The organism is Aequorivita nionensis (genome assembly GCF_046352995.1).
GTDB classification, from domain to species: domain Bacteria; phylum Bacteroidota; class Bacteroidia; order Flavobacteriales; family Flavobacteriaceae; genus Aequorivita; species Aequorivita nionensis.
Genome location: NZ_CP130281.1, coordinates 1,238,567 through 1,259,661, shown reverse-complemented (window position 1 = coordinate 1,259,661; position 21,095 = coordinate 1,238,567). Strand labels below are relative to the sequence as shown.

Genomic DNA, 21,095 nt, shown 5'->3' with positions numbered 1-21,095 from the left:
TCGGAAGGAATTTTCGGTGTCGGCACAGACCCAGCTATGGCTTATATGCGGTGTTGGCAGTAGTTATTTCGTAATTTTGATTTCATCTTCTGATGCTAAAGAATACCCGCAAAATGTATCAGTTCCTTTTTTTCTTTTTTCAAGTAATATGTCAAATGCTCCAAATACTATTTGTCCATAATTACTAACTTTTATTTTTTCTTTACCGTCAAAATGATATGCTAATGAATTTTTGTCAATATCTTTTTCGATTGCATTTTCCTTTCTGTCGAGAATGAAATAGTCAAAAACTTTATTGTTTCCAAATTGATAAATTACTTTTTCTAATTCCATTTATTCTATTTCTAAGATAATTCTTGCTGTAAACTGTAACGGTCCTTCAATCGTATCTTCATCAGTGGATTGTTCGGAAATGACATTACCATTATCATCTTTTATAATAACAGTAAAATTAAAACTATCGATTGCATAAAAATAATCTTGATGTAAAGTAGCACTGGTGCTACAATCAATTTCGGTTATTTGTATTCCTGATGCCGTTTTAGCATCAACAACAAATGTATGTTCAATAGTTCCATTAATCCACTCAATATCCCCGTCATTTTCTTGCACGACTCGTAATGGAGGAGAAGGGTCTTGAAAAGTATTTATTCTCAATATTGTATTATAACCAGCTCCTTCTATTGCCTGAAGTCTTAATGTAACTTCGTAATAGTTAATTTCATTATTGTCGGTTGTAGTTTCAGTATCATCTTCAGATGAACAAGCTGTTATGACAAAAATAAGTGCAATTGATATTAAAATTTTAAAAATATCAAAACGCGTTACATAATTTAATTTGTTCTTTAAAATCATTTTTTTCTATTATTAGTTCTTCAATTTGGTTGAGTATTTTAATTACTGCCAACATGTGTATAAACGCACCTTTCAAATGTAAACATTTGTAAGCATTTGTAACATTTATAAAAACATGCTCTTTAATTTCGCTTGGCCTTGCTAATATACAAATTTACCCTTCCATATACGTCCACCACCCCAACGTTAGGGTCCTGAACCCCAAAATATACGTCCTCCAACCCCAACGTTAGGGTCCTGAACCCTAAAATATACGTCCATCAACCCCAACGTTCGGGTCCTAGACCCTAAAATATAGGTTTACCAACCCTAACGTATATATCTTGAACCCTAACGGGATGGTTTAAGCACATGAAAAGGTGCTGCCAAAAAAAACAAAAAACAATTTGCCTTCTTAGCTATATTTATTAATTTCATAGAACGCTAAGTTGATGATTATGAAAACCACGAAAAGACTGGACGCCGCATTGGAAAAACTCTACAACGCTTTCCACAACAACACTTTAAATCCGGAGTGTTGTAATAACTGCGCAGTAGGGAATATTTGTAACAATACCGATAGCTGGAAACACCTCAGCGATGATCATGGTTCATTGCAATTGAACTATGTGGGGCTGGTCCACGAAAATTTGGGGCGAAGATTTCACGGGTATTCCCCTTCGGAACTCCTAAAAATTGAAGCTGAGTTCTTAAAAGGCTGTGGCTACATATTGCCTTTGAACCACAGAAATTCAAAACCAAAAAACCCTACTTCCAAAGAAACTTTGTTTAATGGCTTATGCGCCGCCGTAGCTTTTTTATGCGCTCTTGAAGGAATAAAAAACGTGATGGATTTTTATCCGTTATTTCAAAAAGAAACCGAAATGCCCTTTTTGGAAACTGCCCAATAAAAAACCCCTTCTATCAGCTTCGCCAATAAAAGAGGTTTAATACCGATTTTTCTTTTTAAATTATACTTTTAAATCTCCATGTTCACCCAAATCTGGTTCATTTCCAGTAATCGCGCCCCCAACCATTTTCAAAAGTGAAATCACTTTTCCGTTTTTGGTGTCCCAATAATGGGCATCATCCGGTTGAATTTTAATGGCGGTAATATTTGGGTCATCCACGCCATCAAACCAAGCGTCGTCGCCACTTCCGTATAGTTCTTTAATTCGGTTGCGGTCTGTGCTGATTGTAGCGCGACCATACACGCTTAAAAACTCAAAGTTTCCTTTGTCGGCATAAATCAATTGGGTTCTGTTTTCCCTCTCAATGTTTTTATTGTGCTCGCTGTTTTTGTTGCTGAGGAACCAAATGTTTCCGGCATCGTCCACTTCCTTCGTGCTCATTGGCACTACGTGAAAGGGCTGTTGTTTTAAATTTGTGGCCATCATAGTGAAATCAATACCTTCTGCCAGTTCCTTAATTTTCTTTTTTGCGTCTTCGTTTGTAAGGTTTTTTGTGCTCATAGTTTTTATTTTGAAGATACTAAAGATTTGAGCGGAGCACTTTTAAGAAAATCATAAAGTTTATCAATTTTATAAAAAGATTAAACAATGCGTTTATTTATTATAAGAAACTCTCCAAATATGGTTGGTAGTGTCATCCGTTATCAGCATAGAACCATCGGGCAATAAAACTGCGCCGACTGGTCTTCCGCGAACCTCATCTTTTTCCGAATCAACTATAAACCCAGTCAAAAAATCCTCTGGTTTGCCGCTTGGCTTTCCATTTTCAAAAGGAATAAAAACCACACGATAACCCGAAAGAATATCACGGTTCCAAGACCCATGCTGCACTACAAATGCTCCGTTTTTATATTTCTTGGGGAAAGCGTCTGCCGTATAAAAAACCAAACCCAAAGAAGCGGTGTGAGAACCCAAATCTACCTCGGGTACAATGGGTTCTTTCAACCTAACATTTGGCGGAACGGGAATTCTGGGGTCGTAGTGATTGCCCCAATACATATAGGGCCATCCGTAAAAGCCGCCTTCTTTCACCGAAGTTAAATAATCCGGCACCAAATTATCGCCCAATTCATCGCGTTCGTTTACTGAGGTCCAAAGTGTTTGCGTAGTTGGTTCCCAATCCATCCCCACCGGATTTCTAAGTCCGGAAGCATACACCTGAAGGTCGCTGCCGTCAGGGTTCATTACTAGAATATTGGCTTTCATCACTTCGTGTTCCATTCCTTTTTCGCCTGCATTATCGCCGCTTCCAACGGCAATGTATATCTTGGAGTTATCTGCATTGGCTATAATATTCCGCGTCCAGTGGCGGTTCACTTTTCCCGCAGGAAGATTAGCGATTTTCTCTCCCATCACCGTGATTTTGGTTTGTCCCGCTTTGTAGGGATAACGCATAACCGCGTCCGTATTCGCTACATACAGCCAATCACCAATAACGAGCATCCCCAAAGGTTGGTTAAGACCTTCCTTTGCTGTAAGCAATGTTTCGCGAACGTCTGGAAAACCGTTATTATCGGTATCGCGCAAGAGTGTTATTACGTCGGCACTGTGCTTTAAATTGTTTGAACCCCCAGCCCCGATAATGGTAGCTCCAATTTGTTTGGGAATACTGTAATTGCTATTGCTCTCGGCAACCAAAACATCGCCATTGGGAGTAACATACATCCAGCGTGGGTTTTGAAAACCATCGGCATATTTCGTTACCGAAAATCCTTCGGGAGCTTTTGGGGTTTCGCCTTCTTTCCAACCTATTACATTAGAATAATTTGAAGTTGATTTTGTGGCAAAAGGCTCTGGTAATTCTTTTTCATTTTCTACTTGCGAAAAAATAGAAAAAGGAAGTAATAATAAAAGTAAAACGTAGCTTTTCATAATTTTGTTTTTATTAAAATTATTGTTTTGAATGAAATGTCACTCTTAAGAAACTGTTATACTTTCCCATATAATTTTTTATAAATATGAATTTCTATTTAGATTCCCACATTCGTGCTGCCCGAAAATCAGATTATAAAAAAGTAGCGCCTTTAATAATTCAGGCTATGGAAGACTTGGCTTGCACCTTTGCCAATACTGAAGATCCTGCCGCTGCAATTCCGCTTTTTGAATACTTTTTTCAGCAAAAAGCCAATCAATACAGTTTTGAACATACGTTGGTTTATGAAGAAAAAGACGAAGTTATGGGTTCCATTACTTTTTATGACGGCACATTGTTACGACAATACCGAAAACCATTTTTAGAATATATAGCCGAAAAGTATAAGGTTGCCGGTTTAGTAATTGAAGATGAAACCGCACCGAATGAAATATATATTGACACGGTAAGTGTTTCCCCTAAACATCAAGGAAAAGGGATTGGCAAAAAATTATTGGCATCGGCAATAAGTCAGGCAAGGAAGAGTAGCCAAGAAAAAATTGGCCTTTTAGTGGATTTTAAAAACCCAAATGCCAAAAAATTATATTCGGCATTGGGGTTTGAGACTGTGGGTAAAAAACAACTTGGCAACAGTGTTTACGAACATTTGCAGCTCAAGTTGTAGTTTTTAAGGGTTATCAACACTTGCATCTCGGGCAAGATCTGCATCATCTTCTTGTTTTCCAATTTTGCTATCCAAATAAAGCAGTGACTCGCTGCTTGCTTTTGGGCCGCCTGCAATTTTCAGTTTGTCCAAAAGATCCATTATCAATGTTTCTTCTTCAATCTGTTCTTTTACAAACCATTGGCCAAAATTCCAAGTGGCCCAATCTTTTTCCTTTTGGGCAAGGTTTACAATTTCATAAATAGCCGTAGTGTTATCTACTTCGTGCTGAAAGGTTTTTTCAAAACATTCCTGTAAATTTTTGGGATCTTTTGGCGGCGCGGCAAGTGCAGAAATTTTTGCCCTTCCGCCGCGTTCCTGAATGTATTCAATAACCTTCATCATATGGTTTCGCTCTTCTCCGGAATGTCTGAAAAACAAATTCGCAACGCCAGCATAACCCTCGCTATCCGCCCAAACGGCATAGGAAAGATAAATCTGTGCGGCATTAGCTTCCTTTGTTACTTGTTTATTTAAAATGTCTTCAATTGATTTTGATAGTCTGTTGGTATCCATAATAATAGTTTTCCCCTAAATTACTTAATGTTGTGGAAACTGCCTTTTCCCTTAACATTCCGTTAGCGCAATTTTTTAGGAAAACAATTGGTTGAGCACCGCGAGTGATTTCGGTTTTTGATAGCCTTGCATGTGAAAACTGTAATACGCCAAGATGAGTTCCAACAGATTTTGACGCGCCGTTTTTGAAAGTTTTATTGTGTTTAGGTTTTCCAAGTCTATACCGAAGAACTTTTTGAAATTTTCTATTTGTGGGCCTTCTAAACAATAGTTGCCCGTATTTATAGCTTGAAAATTCCCCTCTATGATGTTGAAGTATTCATCATCAATATTTGAAGCATCTGGATAAAACCCCAAATGCATACTTAATTGCAACAAAAAGTAAATGTGAAAATTGGCAACTTCATCACTTTGGTCAAGCCACTGAAAGGAATTCTCCAAAAAACTATAAAGCTCTGCATTGGTTTCTTCTTCGCGGATACAGTTTTTGAGTATTTCAGAAAGAAACATGACCAGGCCTGATTTTACAATATCTGTATGCAGTGTTTTATAGGGATAAAAAACCTTTGCTTCTTTAATATATTCCAGGGTGCCTTTGTTTTTGTGATCTGCAACAAGCTCTAATTGGGTTAGCGGTTGAAAATAAGATGCTTTCAGCTTACCCCTTTTTGATTTTAGAATATTGCGCAACAAATAGCTTTTAATGCCCGCAACTTCGGTGTAACAACTAACAATAATATCTGCTTCGGAATATTTTATAGCTGAAAAAACAATGGCCTTGGTAGCGACAACCATTAGCGGATAATCATTATTTTTGAGACTTTGGTTTCCAAATTATCATCTGTTGTGACCAACACCAAATAAACTCCAGATCTAACTTTGTACTTTCCAAAAGCGGTGGTGTCCCATAATACGCTTCCTCCTTCTGAGGTTTCCTCAAAAACAAGACTTCCATTTATGTCTGTAATTTTTACGTTAGCCCGAGCTGTAAGTCCATCAATCGTTACGTTTCCATAAAATCCAGGCCTCACAGGATTGGGAAAAGCATGCACATTTTCCAAATTATCACTAGGAGCGGTGGCACTTCCTTTGTAAGCCACAAGACCTTGTGTAGTAGCAAAATAAACAACGCCCGTAAAAGGGTCAATCGCTATATCTTGCACATTATTGGTGGGCAATGGTGAATTATCTTTTGTGAAGCGAAGTAAGGTTTCCTGTCCATTCGGTGACAAATAAAACACTCCGGCAGTAGCAGTAGCAACCCATTTGTTGTTGGAGCCATCCACTTCAATATCTGTGATGGATTGTTCATATAGAAGCTCTTGCGCCACACCATTTTCAAGAATAATAATCGATTGCGACTCTGGAGTTTGCCCTTGATCAAAAAAACTGCCGGGACTATAAAGCACCCGAAGTCCGCGGAGGGTTCCAATCCAAAGTCTATTTTGGGCATCAAAAGCCAGTGCCCTAACTGCATCAGAAGGTAAATTGCCCGCTCCTGCCCCTTTCCCTAATTTGTTGAAAGAATCTGTTCTGGGATTATAACCTATTAGACCGTTGCTATAACTTCCAAAAAAAATACTGCCTTCCCGACTAATGACCAGTTTAGTCAATGCCAACTCGCTTACAGGATTTATTATATTAGAAATATCAATTTTTTGAAACTGGCCGCCGGGAGTTAATTTAATAAGGCCTTCGTCCAATTTGCTCTGCACAAGCCACAGATTGCCTTGACCGTCAAACTGAGATCCATAGATTCTTATACCGGCATCTATGCTTCCTATTATAGCTTTTTCTAGACCGCTATTGGTTTCATTATAGAGAATTGTTGGCGTGTCTTCTATAATTTTAAGAAGCCCTTTTTCAAATGAACTTATAAAAACCTCGTCTTGATTTTCAGGGTTGATGGTCACATTTACCAAATCTGTTGGCTCGCCGCCCACTGCAGCGCTTAAATCTTCATAGTTAATATTGTTCCAGAGTGTATCTTTTAAATGACTAACGCCATAACGAGAAAGTGGGTAGGGATTGTAATCGCCATCTACTTCCCCAAAGCTTACCCAGAGTTGACCAGGAGTGGCATCCATAGCAAAAGAGCTATTTCTTATAGGTCCGTTTGGGAGTATTTGTGTGGGCAATGTGTTTCCAAAGGGAACTATCAATAAGCCATCTTCTGCAGTTCCCAGATAGAAATTATTTCCGAAGCTATAGCCAGAAAGAAGATCTATTTGGAAGCCTTGAACATTCGTCACTGAGGATTGTTGTACAAAACCTTCAGAAAAAGCTTGAATGGAATTTTTTGTGGTAATGGTTAATAAATCATCTGCAAGCCTGAATTTTTGCACTTGTGAACTAAAAGTTTGAACAACAGTTGTATTTCCTTGTGGCGTAAAACGTAAAATAGCATTTGATCTATTGGATGCATAAAGCTCATTGCCCAATTTTTCCATCGCCCGGAAACCTCCGCCCATAATGGTTGTCCAGTTTTGGTAGTCAATCAAATTATCATCTGCCACCATTGCCCTTCGCATACCATTGCTGGCACTGGCAGCAAAAATATAGGGTTCCTGTACAGTGGTCTGCACAATATCTATCTGGCTTCCGCCATCACCAATGAAATAAGTATCTCCAAACTCCAAGGCCGAAAGATTATAGACCGAAATGCCGTATTTAGTTGAAATATAAAGATTGTTGTTGTATTCGTTGAAATTGTTGATGCGTTTTCTGTCTGGTGGAATGGTTTGTTTTTCCAAAATATCTACCACTTTCAAGATGTTTTCTTCGCCATCCTTCACAATTTCTATCAGCCCATTTTCATAGCCAATAACCAACAATTTAAATGCCTCACTATAATGTACTGTGGTAATGAATTCACCTGAAAGTCCATTTACTGTAGATAAAGTTTTTATCTGTTGTGTGGAAAGATCATAGGTAAATACCGCATTTTCGGCTCCAACAAAAATTTTGTTATCGCCCTGCGAAATATCTTTCACAGAAACATAGGAAAAATGGCCCGTCCAACGGTCTTGAAAATTTTGGGCAGTTGCCAAAAACGGAAATAGTAGAAGAAAAGCAATGATCCACCGCTTCATATAAAACTGGTTTTGTTTATTAACACGCTAAAATACTATTTATTGCAGTATTTGAACGAAAAAAGCCTTCCCATATCCTTCATATTAAAAAAAGATACTCGGAAAGGCTTTTCCTTATTTTAAATTTTTGAACTAGTTACACTACTCCTTGGGCAAGCATTGCATCAGCCACTTTTACAAAGCCGGCAATATTTGCTCCTTTCACGTAGTCAACATAGCCGTCACCTTCTTTTCCATACTGAACGCAAGCGGAATGAATATCATTCATAATACCGTGAAGCTTTTCGTCAACCTCGGCAGCGGTCCAGCTTAAGCGCAAAGAGTTTTGAGACATTTCTAAACCTGAGGTTGCAACCCCACCTGCATTTGAAGCTTTTCCTGGGGAAAACAAAATCTTCGCTTTTTGAAATGCTTCAATAGCTTCTGGCGTACAAGGCATATTGGCTCCTTCGCCCACACAAATACATCCATTCTTTAAAAGCATTTCGGCTTCTTCTCCATTAAGCTCGTTTTGTGTAGCACAAGGAAGGGCAATATCACATTTCACTTCCCAAGGACGTTTTCCTTCAACATATTTTGCGCCCGTATATTTTTCTGTGTATTCAGAAATTCGGCCACGTTTTTCGTTTTTCAAATCCATTACGAAAGCTAGTTTCTCTGCGTTGATGCCTTCAGAGTCATAGATATATCCTGCAGAATCTGAGAATGTAACCACTTTTCCGCCAAACTCTATCGCTTTTTCAGCAGCATATTGGGCAACGTTTCCAGAGCCTGAGATAACTACTGTTTTTCCTTTGAAGCTTTCGCCTTTGGTTGCAAGCATGTTTTTTGCGAAATACACATTTCCATAACCTGTTGCTTCGGGACGTATAAGTGATCCACCATAAGAGCGGCCTTTTCCAGTTAGGACTCCTGTAAATTCATTACGGATGCGTTTGTACTGGCCAAACATAAAACCAACTTCGCGACCGCCAACACCAATATCTCCCGCTGGAACGTCTGTGTCTGGGCCAATATGTTTTGAAAGCTCTGTCATAAAACTTTGGCAGAAACGCATCACTTCGTTATCGCTCTTTCCTTTTGGATCAAAGTTGGAGCCACCTTTACCACCTCCCATTGGAAGCGTAGTCAAACTGTTTTTAAAGGTTTGCTCAAACCCTAAAAACTTCAATATACTGAGGTTTACAGAAGGGTGAAAACGCAAGCCACCTTTGTATGGCCCAATGGCTGAATTGAATTGAACTCTGTAACCTTTATTTACGTGAATTTCACCTTTGTCATCCGTCCAAGGAACTCGAAAAAGTATGGTGCGTTCAGGCTCTACCATACGCTCCAACAGCTTTTTGTTGGCATATTTTTCGTTTTTTTCAATAAAAGGGATTACTGTTTCGGCAACCTCGGTTACCGCCTGAAGAAATTCAGGTTCATTGGGATTGAGTTTTTCGACTTCAGAAATGAAATCCTTTATACTTTGCTTCATTGGTTATAATTTTATTTTACTTTTAGCGAATTTCCTTGTTATCAAAATGTTATAGCGTGTTTTTTGAATACTTTAAAAACGATATTCTAAAAAAACCCACATTAAAATGATCAGTTACATAAGGAAGGCACAAATATAAGCGTTATGATAAAAACAGTGTGCAATTTTTTACAAATAAGCTAAATAGTATTATTAAATTTCGCTGTTAAACATGTTTTTATATATTTGTTGTGTCTCAATCTAAACCCATTTTTATAATGAATACCAGAATTTTGCTATTGGTATTTTTCTTGTTGGTCTTCGCAAAACAAGAAGTTTACAGTCAGCTTGGCTTTTCTCACGAGGTGGGTTTAATTACCGGACCTGTAGTTTTCTATTCAGATTTTGGACAACGAAATAATTTTGAAACCAATGCAAAAAATGTGGGTTTTGGAATTGGTCTTATCCATTATCTCAATTTTTCCTACCGCGCTGATTGTAATTGCTACACCCGCGATAAATATTTTAACGACCACTTTAAGATACGTAACGAGATAGATTACCATAAAACCAATTTGGAACATTTTGGACGCTGGGTAGATCCAGATCAAACATCGCTATTTGCAGATCAACTTCGCGCTATGAAAGGGACTACTTCTGTTTTTGAAATCGGTTCACAATTAGAATATTTTCCTTTAAGTATTCGTGATTTTGCTGCTGGTGCATATAAAATCGCTCCTTTTATTAGCTTTGGTGTGCATTGGGTAAGTTATAATACTGAAGTTCAATCTTCAATGGGGCCTTTGAATACACCTATATCTACTCCTGACAAATATTTTAATTCCTTTCAACAAGGCAATGCTTCTACTTGGGCTATGGTTGGTAGCGTAGGTATTCGTTACAAACTAACACCTTTAAGTGATTTGATGCTAGACAGCCGTTGGGAATATTATTTTACAGATTATTTAGATGGACTTAATCCAACCCTAGAAAACAATGGAACAACACCAGTTCCCGAAAACAAAGCCAATGAATGGATTTATTGGCTCAATATTGGATATATTTATTATATAGATTAAAAATCTAACACATAAAAAAGGGTCTGACTTTAAAAATCAGACCCTTTTTGTTTTTTATAGAATGATTGAATTAACCAATCGCCTGCTTCAAATCCGCAATCAAATCATCCACATCTTCAATTCCCACAGAAAGACGAATTAACGAATCTACAATTCCAGTCTTTTCACGTTCCTCTTTTGGAATGCTGGCGTGTGTCATGCTCGCTGGATGTCCCGCAAGACTTTCAACACCGCCCAAGCTTTCTGCCAGGGTGAAGATTTTCAGGTTTTCAACTATTTTAATGGCTTCATCGTAGTTATTCCCTTTGGCTACAAAAGAAATCATTCCCCCAAAATCCTTCATTTGTTCTTTTGCAATTGCATGGTTTGGATGGCTTTCAAAACCAGGCCAATATACTTTCTCAATTTTTGGATGTTTTGCCAAATATTCAGCAACCGCTTTTCCGTTTTCGCAATGGCGCTGCATACGTATGTGAAGCGTTTTCAAACCACGTAAAACCAAAAAACAATCCTGTGGTCCACAAATGGCACCACTGGCGTTTTGTATAAAGTAAAGCTTTTCGGCAAGCTCTTTATCTTTTACAATCAACGCTCCCATAACCACATCGCTATGGCCGCCAAGGTATTTTGTGGCGCTGTGCATTACAATATCTGCACCCATTTCCAACGGTTGTTGCAAATATGGCGTTGCAAACGTATTGTCAACTGCAAGTAGAACTTTATGCTTTTTAGCTATTGAAGCTGCCTTTTTAATGTCAATAATATTCATCACTGGGTTGGTTGGTGTTTCCACCCAAATGAGTTTGGTTTTATCATTTACATAATGTTCAATTTTATCGACGTTTTCCATTCCGATGAAATGGAACTTAATGCCAAATCCTTCAAAAATTTTGGTGAATAAACGGTAGGTTCCGCCATAGAGATCGTTGGTTGAAATTACCTCATCGCCAGGTTTTAAAAGCTTCATTACCGCATCAATTGCTGCGAGACCACTTCCGAAAGCTAATCCGAACTCGCCATTTTCAATACTTGCAAAAGCGCGTTCCAAAGCAGCACGTGTTGGATTGCCAGTACGCGAATACTGAAACCCTTTATGGCCACCTGGAGTTGTTTGTGAATAAGTTGTGGTTTGATAAATAGGAGGCATCACCGAACCATAAGCTGGATCTACATTATGCTGCCCGCCGTGTATTGTTTTTGTGTTGAATTTCATAAGAAAAAGGTGTTTTTTTAAAGAAAGGATCCCAAACGCCAAAACTATATTTCAGGTTTTAATATAACTTTTGCAATAGCTGATTTTAAAGTTATTACTTTTGAATAGCAAATGTAAGAGTTTCGTTTGCTATAGCTAACCATCTATTCCTTTTAATATATGAACAACAAAATTTCGGTCGTGGCTTTGATTGCGCTCATAAGCGTGGGTTGCAACCAAGAAAAAAATATTGAGATTGCTTCGGAAAGTTTCACCGAAAAGGAACTTTCCATTTGTAAAAACAGCAAGTGTCCCGAAGTTACCATCAATTATGTGGAAGTTTTTGGCGATGATGAAGTTTCCGAAAAAATAAATAAAAAAATTAAAAATTTTATCTTCACTTCACTTTTAATGGGCGAAGACACTATCCCAACCGCAAAAAGCATTCAAGAAGCAGCTACGGGTTTCATTGAAGTTTACAATGCCGATAAAGCACAATTTCCAGATATGGCTGGAGAGTATTTTGCGGAAATTTCGGTGAATGAGATTTTTACTTCAAAAGAGCATCTCTGTTTTGAAATGCGCCAATATCTTTTCACTGGCGGCGCACACGGCTATGGCACCACTTCCTTTTTGAATATTGATCCAAAAACGGGTGAAGAACTTACTTCAAAGGAGCTTTTTAAAAACAAAAAAGAGTTCACTGCTTTCGCGGAAAAGAAATTTCGTGGACAGCAAAAAATAGCAAAAGACCAATCCATTAACGAAAACGGTTTCTGGTTTGAAAATGATGAATTCTATCTACCGGAAAGTGTCGGTTTTACGCAGGATAGCTTAATTTTCGTTTACAATCAATACGACATTGCAAGTTATGCAGACGGCCCAATTGAATTGAAAATAGCGATGAAAGAAGCGGAGCCTTTCCTCAGTATTGATTAATTTTGAACTATGCAAAAAGTATATTATTTATCAAGTTGTGATACCTGTAAAAGAGTGATGGACGAAATAGAAATTCCATCGTCATTCATAAAACAGGACATAAAAGTACAGGGAATTACTGAAGAAGAATTAGACGAATTGTTCAACCTTACGGATAGCTATGAAGAGCTTTTTAGCAGAAGGGCGAAACTATATCAAGAGCGAAATTTAAAAGATGAAAATCTTTTGGAAGAAGATTATAAAGGACTCATTTTGGAGCACTACACTTTTTTGAAACGTCCTGTAATTGTACACAACGACAAAATTTTCATTGGTAGCAGTCCCAAAACCGTGGCTGCAGCAAAAAAATCCATCCACCGCCATTGATTGACAAACGTTTAATTGCCATACTTGCGGCAACAGCAACCGAGACCATTTATGGCATTAACCACACCGTGGCCAAAGGCTTGATGCCGCACGTAATCCAACCCTTTGGATTTATTGTTTTACGCGTGGGCGGGGCTGCTATTCTTTTTTGGATATTAAGCCTGTTTACAAAATCGGAAAAAATTGCGCCAAGGGACTGGTGGCGCATTTTAGCCTGTTCCGTTTTTGGGATGGTACTCAATATGTTGATGTTTTTTAAAGGGTTAAGTCTTTCTACCCCTATAAATAGTGCGGTGTCTATGACCATCACTCCTGTTTTGCTTTTACTTCTCACGGCAGTCATTTTGCGTGAACGCATTACCTGGATAAAATCCTTGGGGATTGTACTTGGACTTTCCGGCGCCTTGGTGCTCATTCTCTTTCAGGAAAAGACCCAAACCAATGCCCCGAATATACCTTTGGGAAATCTGTTGTTTGTGCTGAACGCCATTTCCTATTCCTTTTATTTGATCTTGGTGAAACCCTTAGTCTCGAAATACAAAGCAATCACGTTATTGAAATTTTTCTTCCTTATCGCTTTCTGTATCAATCTGCCTTTCGGTTTTTCTGAAGTGATGCAAGTGCAATGGGCGCAATTAGGTTTTTCAGAAATAGGACAAATAATCTTCGTAGTTGTTGCCACTACATTTTTAACCTACCTGTTTAATATTTTTGCACTAAAACAGCTAAGTCCATCAACAGTAGGGGTTTTTATTTACCTTCAACCGGTAGTCGCGACAATTTTTGCGATCTTGGCTGGGGCAGATACCTTAAATGCAATCAGAATTGGGGCGGCTTGTTTAATTTTTATGGGCGTTTTTCTTTCAACTCGAAAACCGAAAAAATCCGCTATTCGTCCCTAAGATTATATCTGTTATAAATCCTTTGGCCGCTGGCTGTACTTTCGGGTATTCTCTTTGGTAAGAATCCTGAAATCATCCGTTTTTTCCAAGGAATCCATTTTCTCCCAAAATTTCTTGGGAAGCTCAACCAGCTTTCTTTCAGACAGGTCAATCCACGCGCCCATCATTTCACAGCGGGCACAGTTTTTTCCTTTTTCATCATAAAAATTGTGGAGGAATTCAAAATACATCCCATCTTCCGAAAGACCTTTTAGTTGCAACGAAACCGTAACGGGTTGCCCAGGAAAAAACTCACGGAAGTAATACATATGCTCATAAAATGCCACGGGACCTAAATTATATTCGGCCAAATGCCGCTGGTCCATGCCGTTCTCTAGCATAAAGCTCATTCGGGTGTGGCTCATGTAATCAATATAGGCGCTATTTCGTAAATGCCGGTTGGCATCTACATCGCTCCAGCGTATTTCAAATTGTTTTGTGTACATCATTTCCAGTTTTTCTACAAATTTAAAGTAACTTTGTTATGCAAGCATAGTAAATATGTTTAGTTTCTGTTAAAACTTTTCTGTACAAATGCCTCTGATAAAAAGCCATTACAAACCTTCTTTTCCTTTTAAAAACGGACACTTTTCAACGATTTATTCCGCTAAACTTCGGCCATCGCCTCATTTGATTCAACAACGCGAGCGCCTGCAATTGCCCGATGGCGATTTTATGGACATCGATTGGTCTTTTGCGGAAAAGTCTTCACACAAAGTTGCAATACTGCTTCACGGTCTCGAAGGAAATGCCCAACGAACCTATATGAAAGGGCAAGCAAAAACCCTAAACCAAAACGGTTGGGACGCGGCGGCGGTAAACTTTCGCGGTTGCAGTGGCGAAGCAAATCTTTCCTATCAATCCTACAACGCAGGTAAAACCGATGATTTGGAAGCGGTGATCAATTCTATTCTGAAAAAAGATAAATACAGTGAAATAGTGCTCGTAGGTTTCAGTCTGGGTGGAAATCTACTTTTGAAATATTTAGGCGAACGCGAATCCTTTCCAATGGAAATAAAAAAAGCCGTTGCTATTTCCACACCTTTAAGTTTAAAAGGTTCTTTGGAATCTTTGAATGAATTTTCAAATTGGGTTTACAGAAACTCTTTTTTAATAAATCTTCGGAAAAAATACAAAACCAAAATGAAGGATTTTCCCGAAAAAATGACGACTTCCGATTACAAAAAAATCACCTCGCTTTTGGAATTTGATAACGTTTACACCGCCCCGGCCCACGGTTTCAAAGATGCTTTGGATTATTATGAAAAGAATAGCAGCCTGCAATTTCTCCCGAAAATTCAAATTCCCGTCCTAGTTTTAAACGCCAAAAACGACAGCTTCCTTTCTTCGGAATGTTATCCAACGGATTTGGCTTCAAAGACGAAAAACCTTTTCCTCGAAACGCCAAAATATGGCGGGCACGTAGGTTTTCATCAAACCAACAAATTATATTACAGTGAAGCTCGGAGTTTGGCATTTTTAACCGACACTTCGTTATAATTCTGAATTCAGAATTAAGAATTCAGAATTAATTACCTTTGCCCTTCAATAAAACAGGAATATGATCCAATCCATGACGGGCTACGGCAAAGAAGTTGTTCAGTTGCCATCGAAAACCATTACCATTGAAATCAAATCGCTAAACAGCAAAGGGCTTGACCTCAACACGCGCGTGCCTTCGGCCTATCGTGAAAAGGAACTTGAAATCCGTGATTTGTTAGCAAAATCATTACAGCGCGGAAAAGTAGATTTTTCGCTTTACATTGAAGTTACGGGCGAAGAAGTTACAACCCAGCTTAACGAAAGCGTTGTAAAACAATATATGAAACAGCTTTCAAATGTGGTAAATGGCGACCCCATAGAGCTTTTAAAAATGGCGGTGCGCATGCCAGATGCCTTGAAAACCGAACGGGAGGAAATTGACGAAACGGAGTATGCAGCAATTTTAAAAGGAATAGACCAAGGCTTGGAAGCCATCAATAAATACAGAACCGACGAAGGTTTGGTACTGGAAAATGACTTTTTGGAACGCTCCAAAACCATTTCAAAATTGCTGGATGATGTTATTGCTTTAGATCCCGAAAGAATTGATGGCGTAAAGGAAAGACTTCGCAAAGCAGTGACAGATTTAAAGGAAAAGGTTGACGAAAACCGCTTTGAACAGGAATTGATCTACTATCTTGAAAAATATGATATTACCGAGGAAAAAGTTCGACTGAAAAACCATTTGGAATATTTTGAGGAATCTTTAAAATCACACGATTCAAACGGAAAAAAATTGGGTTTCATCACACAGGAAATTGGCCGTGAAATCAACACCATTGGCAGCAAGGCAAATTATGCGCCAATGCAGCAAGTAGTTGTGCAAATGAAGGACGAGCTTGAAAAAATTAAGGAACAAGCTTTAAACGTTTTATAGATGGAAGGAGGAAAATTAATAGTATTCTCGGCACCTTCCGGAAGTGGAAAAACTACCATCGTACAGCATTTACTTAAACAGGAAGACTTGAATCTAGAATTTTCAGTTTCCTGTACTTCGCGTGAAGCCCGGGGTGATGAAAAGCACGGCGAGAATTATTATTTCATTTCATTGAAAGAATTTAAGCAGCACATTAAAAATGATGATTTTTTGGAGTGGGAAGAAGTGTATCGCGACAATTTTTACGGCACTTTGAAAAGTGAAGTGGAACGTATATGGAGCCACGGAAAAAACGTGATTTTTGACATTGACGTTGCTGGTGGACTTCGGATTAAAAAGAAATTTCCGGAGAAAACATTGGCGGTCTTCGTAAAACCACCAAGCATCGACGAGCTAAAAATTCGACTTAAAAAGCGTAAAACCGAAAGCGACGAGCGCATCAATATGCGCATTGCAAAAGCTTCGGTAGAATTGGCAACAGCACCACAGTTTGATAAAATTATTAAAAACTATGATTTGAAAATTGCGCTAAATGAAGCGCACGATTTGGTAGCAGGATTTATAAATTCCAAAGAAGAAAATCCCAAATCCCATCCCGAAGTTTCGGGACCAAATCCCAAATAAGTTTCAAAATAAAAAAATTCCAAAAGTTTTATATTTAAACCTCTAAACTTCATAACCCATCGACTCATCGACTAAAAAGATAGGACTCTACTTCGGCACTTTCAACCCAATTCACGTTGGCCATTTGATTATTGCCAACCACATGGTGGAGTTCAGCGATTTGGATGAAGTTTGGTTTGTGGTTACGCCACACAATCCACATAAAAAGAAAAAAACGCTTTTGGAAGACCATCACCGTTTGGCGATGGTGCGGATTGCAGTTGAAGAGTATCCAAAGTTGAAGGCGAGCAATGTGGAATTTGACTTGCCGCAGCCCAATTATACCGTGAATACCTTGGCTTATTTGGAAGAAAAGTATCCCAAAAAGAATTTCTGTTTGATTATGGGGGAAGACAATTTGAAAAGTTTTCCGAAGTGGAAAAATTATGAGGTTATTTTAGAACGTTATTCAATCTATGTTTATCCAAGAATTTCCGAAGGAACTGTGGAAACACAATTTGACAATCACAAAAAGATAAAAAAAGTTGACGCCCCAATTATTGAACTTTCCTCAACCTTTATCCGCAACGGTATTAAATCTGGGAAAAATATCCGTCCTATGCTTTCGGCGGAAGTTTGGAAGTATTTGGATGAGATGAATTTCTACAAATAAAAAACCGCCCACCAAATTAACACTTGGGGAGCGGCCTCAACTAAATAACCAACCAAAATCATTGAAACTTCTTTCTGAAGCGAAAAATCAATTTCAATAATCAAAAGCAATAACGCACAGAAAGAATGAAAGATTGCACAACCATTCTTAAGCAACTGTTAAATGTTTCTGTACGGTAAGAATTGCTTACTTTTGAATTAAGAAATAAAATCAATGTCAGAAAAACCGAAATTTGCAGTCTTTGGCGGCGGAAGCTGGGCCACGGCAATTGTAAAAATGCTTTGCGAAAACCTGGACGAAGTTGGTTGGTATATGCGCAGCAAATCTTCCGTGGATTTTATAAAAAAACACAGCCACAACCCTAATTATTTAAGTTCTGTTGAATTCAATTTAAAGCAATTAAAGCTCAGCAATGATATAAATGAAACAGTTTCAAATGCAGACTGTCTTATTTTCGTAATTCCTTCGGCATTTCTTCATCAAGAGCTTGAAAAATTGACAGTTTCCTTGGAAGACAAAATTGTTTTTTCAGCCATAAAAGGAATTGTCCCAGAAACCAGCTTGATTGTCGGTGACCATTTCAATACGTATTACAAAGTTCCTTTCAATAACATTGGCGTTATTTCCGGGCCTTGCCACGCAGAAGAAGTTGCGTTGGAAAGGCTTTCCTACCTAACAATTGCTAGCGCTGATGATGAAAAAGCAAAAATGGTGGCCAATGTTTTAAGTAGCGATTACATAAAATGCACCACCAGTGATGATGTTTTGGGAACTGAATATGCTGCAATGCTTAAAAACATTTACGCCGTTGCCGCAGGAATTGCGCACGGACTTGGTTATGGCGACAATTTCCAAAGTGTATTGATGAGCAACGCCATCCGCGAAATGAAAAAGTACGTAAAAAAAGTTCACAAAATGAAACGTGACATCAACGATTCTGCTTATTTGGGAGATTTGTTGGTTACCGGATATTCGGTTTTTAGCCGAAATAGATTGTTCGGAACAATGATTGGGAAAGGCTACACAGTGAAAAGTGCCCAACTGGAAATGAGTATGATTGCTGAAGGTTATTACGCTACCAAAAGCGCCTACAATCTCAACCAGCAAAAGGGAAAGAAAAAAGCCAAAACACCAATAATAGATAGCGTTTACGAAATTCTTTACGAAAATAAAGATCCCAAGAAAACTTTTAAAAAGTTAACCGAAAAGTTGGATTAAAAAAAAAGCCCCGCTGCTATTAGCGGGGCTTTTTTTATTGTTTAATATCTTTATTAATCTTTTCGGGTAAATCTTCATAGCCCATATTAAAAAGAGTAAATCCAAAAATATCTGCATATTGCTCAATGGTTTTGCTCACGGGCGTTCCAGCGCCGTGACCGGCATCAGTTTCTATTCGGATTAAAATAGGATTGTTTCCGGTTTGTTTAGCCTGAAGTTCCGCAGCAAATTTGAAACTGTGCGCAGGCACTACCCTATCATCGTGATCACCGGTTGTAATTAAAGTTGCTGGATATGCAACACCTTCCTTCACATTGTGCAGTGGCGAATAGCCTTTTAAATATTCAAACATTTCCTTGCTGTCTTCCGCAGTTCCATAATCATAAGCCCAACCAGCGCCAGCAGTAAAAGTGTGGTAACGCAGCATATCTAAAACTCCAACCGCGGGAAGTGCTACTTTCATCAAATCGGGTCTTTGGGTCATCGTTGCGCCAACTAACAAACCTCCATTTGAACCTCCACGGATTGCAAGAAAATCACTAGAAGTGTAGTTGTTTTTGATTAAATATTCTGCAGCGGCTATAAAATCATCAAATACATTTTGCTTCTTCATTTGCGTTCCCGCATTATGCCATTTTTCACCGTATTCTCCACCGCCACGTAAATTTGGAACCGCATATATACCGCCTTGTTCCATCCATACCGCATTAGCAATACTAAAACTTGGCGTTAGGCTAATATTGAATCCACCATAACCGTAAAGGATAGTAGGGTTTTTACCATCCATTTTCAAACCTTTTTTGTGTGTAATGATCATCGGAACTTTTGTACCATCCTTAGACGTGAAGAAAACCTGATGGCTTTCGTAATTTTCTGGGTTGAAATCAATTTCGGGTTTTATAAATAATTCTGAATTGCCACTAGCAATATCATATTTATAAATACTTCCTGGAGTCACATAATTTGTGAAAGAGTAATAAAGTTCCTTTTCCTCCTTTTTGGTTCCAAAACCTCCTGCTGAACCAACGCCAGGGAGTTTAATCTCGCGAATCAATTTGCCATCATAGTCATACTGCATCACTTTTGAAACGGCATCAACCATATAATTGGCAAAAATATTTCCCCCTCCCGTGCTTGGCGAAAGTACATTTTCAGTTTCAGGAATAAAATCCTTCCAATTGTCGGGAGTTGGATTTGCGGCATCAACGGTTACAATTTTACGATTCGGTGCATTTCTATTCGTTACAACATATAATTTGGAACCAACATTTTCAAGTATAAAAGTATCAGAATCAGTATCGTCCAAAATGGTAACAAATTTTGAATTAGGCTTGGTTAAATCTTTAATGTAAAGTTTGTTTCCTGTAGTTGAAGTACTTGCTCTTATTATTAAATAATTATTATCCTCTGTTACGGATGCTCCAATATAGCGGTGTTTCTGTTCAGGTGTTGCGCCAAAAATTACTTGGTCATCGCTTTGTGGAGTTCCCATTTTATGGTAATAAACTTTATGTTGATCGGTTTTTGCAGAAAGCTGACTTCCTTTTGGTTTGTCATAACTAGAATAGTAAAACCCTTCTTCAGCTTTCCAAGAAAGACCACTGAATTTTATATCTTTCAATGTATCTCCTATCAATTCCCTATTTTCAGTATTCATCACTAACACCTTTCGCCAATCGCTTCCACCTTCGGAAATACTGTATGCCAGTTTGCTGCCATCCTTTGAAAAACTGGTTTCCCCCAAAGAGATCGTTCCGTCTTCCTTGAAGGTGTTAGGGTCCAAAAATACTTCAGCCGTGTTTGGATCTTCACCAGTTTTATAACGATAGATGACATATTGATTTTGCAGTCCATCATTTTTATAGTAATAAGTATAATCGCCTTCCTTAAAAGGAGCGCCAACTTTTTCATAATTCCATAGATTGGAAAGGCGCTGTTTCAATTCTTCCCGAAAAGGTATTTTCTCCAAATAACCAAAGGTCACTTCGTTTTCAGCTTTTACCCATTCCGCAGTTTCTTCGCTGCGGTCATCTTCAAGCCAGCGGTATGGGTCTTTCACTTCAACACCAAAATAGGTGTCCACGGTATCTATTTTTTTTGTCTGCGGATAGGTCACGGAAATAGCTTCTTTTTTGGGTTCTTCTTTACAGCCAATAAAGGCAAGGGTTAAAATTGCAGGAACGATTGAAAACTTCATAATGTCTAATTTTTTTTACG

Annotated in this window: 22 protein-coding genes; 11 read left to right on the top strand and 11 right to left on the bottom strand. The window is 38.4% G+C overall.

Annotated features, from left to right (window positions below; genetic code table 11):
• Positions 1 to 63 precede the first annotated feature (63 nt).
• Both Q2U82_RS05700 and Q2U82_RS05695 read right to left on the bottom strand, forming a co-directional pair.
• Complete coding sequence (locus Q2U82_RS05700) at positions 64 to 333, bottom strand: hypothetical protein (RefSeq protein WP_410006730.1); 270 nt, start codon at positions 331 to 333, stop codon at positions 64 to 66.
• Positions 334 to 855, bottom strand: coding sequence for a hypothetical protein (locus Q2U82_RS05695; RefSeq protein ID WP_410006729.1), 522 nt, complete (start codon positions 853 to 855; stop codon positions 334 to 336). It abuts the gene before it with no gap.
• 437 nt (positions 856 to 1,292) lie between these two features.
• On the opposite strand from Q2U82_RS05695, the gene Q2U82_RS05690 reads away from it, so the two are divergent.
• Positions 1,293 to 1,745 carry a Na(+)-translocating NADH-quinone reductase subunit F gene (locus tag Q2U82_RS05690; RefSeq protein ID WP_410006728.1) on the top strand — a complete coding sequence of 151 codons (453 nt, stop codon included), beginning with the start codon at positions 1,293 to 1,295 and terminating at the stop codon, positions 1,743 to 1,745.
• A 60-nt stretch (positions 1,746 to 1,805) separates the two neighbouring features.
• On the opposite strand, the gene Q2U82_RS05685 is transcribed toward Q2U82_RS05690, so the two are convergent.
• Both Q2U82_RS05685 and Q2U82_RS05680 read right to left on the bottom strand, forming a co-directional pair.
• Complete coding sequence (locus tag Q2U82_RS05685; RefSeq protein ID WP_410006727.1) at positions 1,806 to 2,306, bottom strand: pyridoxamine 5'-phosphate oxidase family protein; 501 nt, start codon at positions 2,304 to 2,306, stop codon at positions 1,806 to 1,808.
• 93 nt (positions 2,307 to 2,399) lie between these two features.
• Entirely contained in the window at positions 2,400 to 3,677 is a 1,278-nt protein-coding gene (locus Q2U82_RS05680; protein WP_410006726.1) for a PQQ-dependent sugar dehydrogenase, read from the bottom strand.
• A gap of 86 nt (positions 3,678 to 3,763) precedes the next feature.
• Between Q2U82_RS05680 and Q2U82_RS05675 the strand changes: the two genes are divergently transcribed.
• A complete protein-coding gene (locus Q2U82_RS05675) occupies positions 3,764 to 4,342 on the top strand; it encodes a GNAT family N-acetyltransferase (protein ID WP_410006725.1) in 579 nt (192 codons plus the stop codon).
• Between the two features lie 3 nt (positions 4,343 to 4,345).
• Here Q2U82_RS05675 and Q2U82_RS05670 read toward each other — a convergent pair whose 3' ends face one another.
• The 4 genes from Q2U82_RS05670 to gdhA all read right to left on the bottom strand — a co-directional run bounded on the left by Q2U82_RS05670 (position 4,346) and on the right by gdhA (position 9,469).
• On the bottom strand, positions 4,346 to 4,897 hold the full coding sequence (locus Q2U82_RS05670; RefSeq protein WP_068762754.1) for a ferritin: 552 nt from the start codon (positions 4,895 to 4,897) through the stop codon (positions 4,346 to 4,348).
• 75 nt (positions 4,898 to 4,972) lie between these two features.
• Positions 4,973 to 5,692: a DNA repair protein RecO gene (gene recO / locus Q2U82_RS05665; RefSeq protein ID WP_410006724.1), complete on the bottom strand. Its 720-nt coding sequence runs from the start codon at positions 5,690 to 5,692 to the stop codon at positions 4,973 to 4,975.
• Positions 5,692 to 7,989 carry a two-component regulator propeller domain-containing protein gene (locus Q2U82_RS05660; RefSeq protein WP_410006723.1) on the bottom strand — a complete coding sequence of 766 codons (2,298 nt, stop codon included), beginning with the start codon at positions 7,987 to 7,989 and terminating at the stop codon, positions 5,692 to 5,694. The genes recO and Q2U82_RS05660 overlap by 1 nt, the downstream gene beginning before the upstream one ends.
• Before the next feature lie 136 nt (positions 7,990 to 8,125).
• Complete coding sequence (gdhA, locus tag Q2U82_RS05655) at positions 8,126 to 9,469, bottom strand: NADP-specific glutamate dehydrogenase (RefSeq protein WP_410006722.1); 1,344 nt, start codon at positions 9,467 to 9,469, stop codon at positions 8,126 to 8,128.
• 257 nt (positions 9,470 to 9,726) lie between these two features.
• Between gdhA and Q2U82_RS05650 the strand changes: the two genes are divergently transcribed.
• Positions 9,727 to 10,527 (top strand): THC0290_0291 family protein, encoded by an 801-nt coding sequence (locus Q2U82_RS05650; RefSeq protein ID WP_410006721.1) that lies wholly within the window; start codon positions 9,727 to 9,729, stop codon positions 10,525 to 10,527.
• Positions 10,528 to 10,597: 70 nt separating this feature from the next.
• Here Q2U82_RS05650 and Q2U82_RS05645 read toward each other — a convergent pair whose 3' ends face one another.
• Complete coding sequence (locus Q2U82_RS05645; RefSeq protein ID WP_410006720.1) at positions 10,598 to 11,740, bottom strand: cystathionine gamma-synthase; 1,143 nt, start codon at positions 11,738 to 11,740, stop codon at positions 10,598 to 10,600.
• Between the two features lie 159 nt (positions 11,741 to 11,899).
• Here Q2U82_RS05645 and Q2U82_RS05640 point away from each other — a divergent pair, with 159 nt between their 5' ends.
• Genes Q2U82_RS05640 through Q2U82_RS05630 form a run of 3 tightly spaced genes read left to right on the top strand, consistent with a single transcriptional unit; the run spans position 11,900 to position 13,926 of the window.
• The gene (locus Q2U82_RS05640) at positions 11,900 to 12,658 is read left to right on the top strand and encodes a DUF3298 domain-containing protein (RefSeq protein ID WP_410006719.1); all 759 of its coding nucleotides are present in this window, start codon (positions 11,900 to 11,902) and stop codon (positions 12,656 to 12,658) included.
• Between the two features lie 9 nt (positions 12,659 to 12,667).
• The gene (locus Q2U82_RS05635; protein ID WP_410006718.1) at positions 12,668 to 13,024 is read left to right on the top strand and encodes an arsenate reductase family protein; all 357 of its coding nucleotides are present in this window, start codon (positions 12,668 to 12,670) and stop codon (positions 13,022 to 13,024) included.
• Positions 13,024 to 13,926 (top strand): DMT family transporter, encoded by a 903-nt coding sequence (locus tag Q2U82_RS05630; protein ID WP_410007138.1) that lies wholly within the window; start codon positions 13,024 to 13,026, stop codon positions 13,924 to 13,926. The genes Q2U82_RS05635 and Q2U82_RS05630 overlap by 1 nt, the downstream gene beginning before the upstream one ends.
• Positions 13,927 to 13,937: 11 nt before the next feature.
• On the opposite strand, the gene Q2U82_RS05625 is transcribed toward Q2U82_RS05630, so the two are convergent.
• The gene (locus Q2U82_RS05625; protein ID WP_410007137.1) at positions 13,938 to 14,411 is read right to left on the bottom strand and encodes an acyl-CoA thioesterase; all 474 of its coding nucleotides are present in this window, start codon (positions 14,409 to 14,411) and stop codon (positions 13,938 to 13,940) included.
• A gap of 88 nt (positions 14,412 to 14,499) precedes the next feature.
• Between Q2U82_RS05625 and Q2U82_RS05620 the strand changes: the two genes are divergently transcribed.
• The 5 genes from Q2U82_RS05620 (at position 14,500) to Q2U82_RS05600 (ending at position 18,878) form a co-directional block, all read left to right on the top strand.
• Positions 14,500 to 15,465, top strand: coding sequence for a YheT family hydrolase (locus Q2U82_RS05620; RefSeq protein ID WP_410006717.1), 966 nt, complete (start codon positions 14,500 to 14,502; stop codon positions 15,463 to 15,465).
• A gap of 61 nt (positions 15,466 to 15,526) precedes the next feature.
• Entirely contained in the window at positions 15,527 to 16,384 is an 858-nt protein-coding gene (locus Q2U82_RS05615; RefSeq protein WP_410006716.1) for a YicC/YloC family endoribonuclease, read from the top strand.
• Complete coding sequence (gene gmk / locus Q2U82_RS05610; protein ID WP_410006715.1) at positions 16,385 to 17,008, top strand: guanylate kinase; 624 nt, start codon at positions 16,385 to 16,387, stop codon at positions 17,006 to 17,008. It begins immediately after the preceding gene.
• A gap of 58 nt (positions 17,009 to 17,066) precedes the next feature.
• Positions 17,067 to 17,660 carry a nicotinate (nicotinamide) nucleotide adenylyltransferase gene (gene nadD, locus Q2U82_RS05605; RefSeq protein ID WP_410007136.1) on the top strand — a complete coding sequence of 198 codons (594 nt, stop codon included), beginning with the start codon at positions 17,067 to 17,069 and terminating at the stop codon, positions 17,658 to 17,660.
• 213 nt (positions 17,661 to 17,873) lie between these two features.
• On the top strand, positions 17,874 to 18,878 hold the full coding sequence (locus Q2U82_RS05600; protein WP_410006714.1) for an NAD(P)H-dependent glycerol-3-phosphate dehydrogenase: 1,005 nt from the start codon (positions 17,874 to 17,876) through the stop codon (positions 18,876 to 18,878).
• A gap of 34 nt (positions 18,879 to 18,912) precedes the next feature.
• Here the strand turns inward: Q2U82_RS05600 and Q2U82_RS05595 are convergent, their stop codons facing one another.
• Positions 18,913 to 21,075, bottom strand: coding sequence for a prolyl oligopeptidase family serine peptidase (locus Q2U82_RS05595; protein ID WP_410006713.1), 2,163 nt, complete (start codon positions 21,073 to 21,075; stop codon positions 18,913 to 18,915).
• Positions 21,076 to 21,095: the final 20 nt, after the last annotated feature.

Excerpts from the sequence above, each read along its gene's own strand:
- Q2U82_RS05595 (WP_410006713.1), bottom strand. The coding sequence starts at position 21,075 with ATGAAGTTTTCAATCGTTCCTGCAATTTTAACCCTTGCCTTTATTGGC.
- Q2U82_RS05645 (WP_410006720.1), bottom strand. The coding sequence starts at position 11,740 with ATGAAATTCAACACAAAAACAATACACGGCGGGCAGCATAATGTAGAT.
- Q2U82_RS05635 (WP_410006718.1), top strand. The coding sequence starts at position 12,668 with ATGCAAAAAGTATATTATTTATCAAGTTGTGATACCTGTAAAAGAGTG.
- Q2U82_RS05600 (WP_410006714.1), top strand. The coding sequence starts at position 17,874 with ATGTCAGAAAAACCGAAATTTGCAGTCTTTGGCGGCGGAAGCTGGGCC.
- gmk (WP_410006715.1), top strand. The coding sequence starts at position 16,385 with ATGGAAGGAGGAAAATTAATAGTATTCTCGGCACCTTCCGGAAGTGGA.
- Q2U82_RS05690 (WP_410006728.1), top strand. The coding sequence starts at position 1,293 with ATGAAAACCACGAAAAGACTGGACGCCGCATTGGAAAAACTCTACAAC.
- Q2U82_RS05640 (WP_410006719.1), top strand. The coding sequence starts at position 11,900 with ATGAACAACAAAATTTCGGTCGTGGCTTTGATTGCGCTCATAAGCGTG.
- Q2U82_RS05615 (WP_410006716.1), top strand. The coding sequence starts at position 15,527 with ATGATCCAATCCATGACGGGCTACGGCAAAGAAGTTGTTCAGTTGCCA.
- recO (WP_410006724.1), bottom strand. The coding sequence starts at position 5,692 with ATGGTTGTCGCTACCAAGGCCATTGTTTTTTCAGCTATAAAATATTCC.
- Q2U82_RS05660 (WP_410006723.1), bottom strand. The coding sequence starts at position 7,989 with ATGAAGCGGTGGATCATTGCTTTTCTTCTACTATTTCCGTTTTTGGCA.
- Q2U82_RS05675 (WP_410006725.1), top strand. The coding sequence starts at position 3,764 with ATGAATTTCTATTTAGATTCCCACATTCGTGCTGCCCGAAAATCAGAT.
- Q2U82_RS05650 (WP_410006721.1), top strand. The coding sequence starts at position 9,727 with ATGAATACCAGAATTTTGCTATTGGTATTTTTCTTGTTGGTCTTCGCA.
- Q2U82_RS05685 (WP_410006727.1), bottom strand. The coding sequence starts at position 2,306 with ATGAGCACAAAAAACCTTACAAACGAAGACGCAAAAAAGAAAATTAAG.
- Q2U82_RS05680 (WP_410006726.1), bottom strand. The coding sequence starts at position 3,677 with ATGAAAAGCTACGTTTTACTTTTATTATTACTTCCTTTTTCTATTTTT.
- Q2U82_RS05700 (WP_410006730.1), bottom strand. The coding sequence starts at position 333 with ATGGAATTAGAAAAAGTAATTTATCAATTTGGAAACAATAAAGTTTTT.
- gdhA (WP_410006722.1), bottom strand. The coding sequence starts at position 9,469 with ATGAAGCAAAGTATAAAGGATTTCATTTCTGAAGTCGAAAAACTCAAT.
- Q2U82_RS05620 (WP_410006717.1), top strand. The coding sequence starts at position 14,500 with ATGCCTCTGATAAAAAGCCATTACAAACCTTCTTTTCCTTTTAAAAAC.
- Q2U82_RS05695 (WP_410006729.1), bottom strand. The coding sequence starts at position 855 with ATGATTTTAAAGAACAAATTAAATTATGTAACGCGTTTTGATATTTTT.
- Q2U82_RS05625 (WP_410007137.1), bottom strand. The coding sequence starts at position 14,411 with ATGTACACAAAACAATTTGAAATACGCTGGAGCGATGTAGATGCCAAC.
- Q2U82_RS05670 (WP_068762754.1), bottom strand. The coding sequence starts at position 4,897 with ATGGATACCAACAGACTATCAAAATCAATTGAAGACATTTTAAATAAA.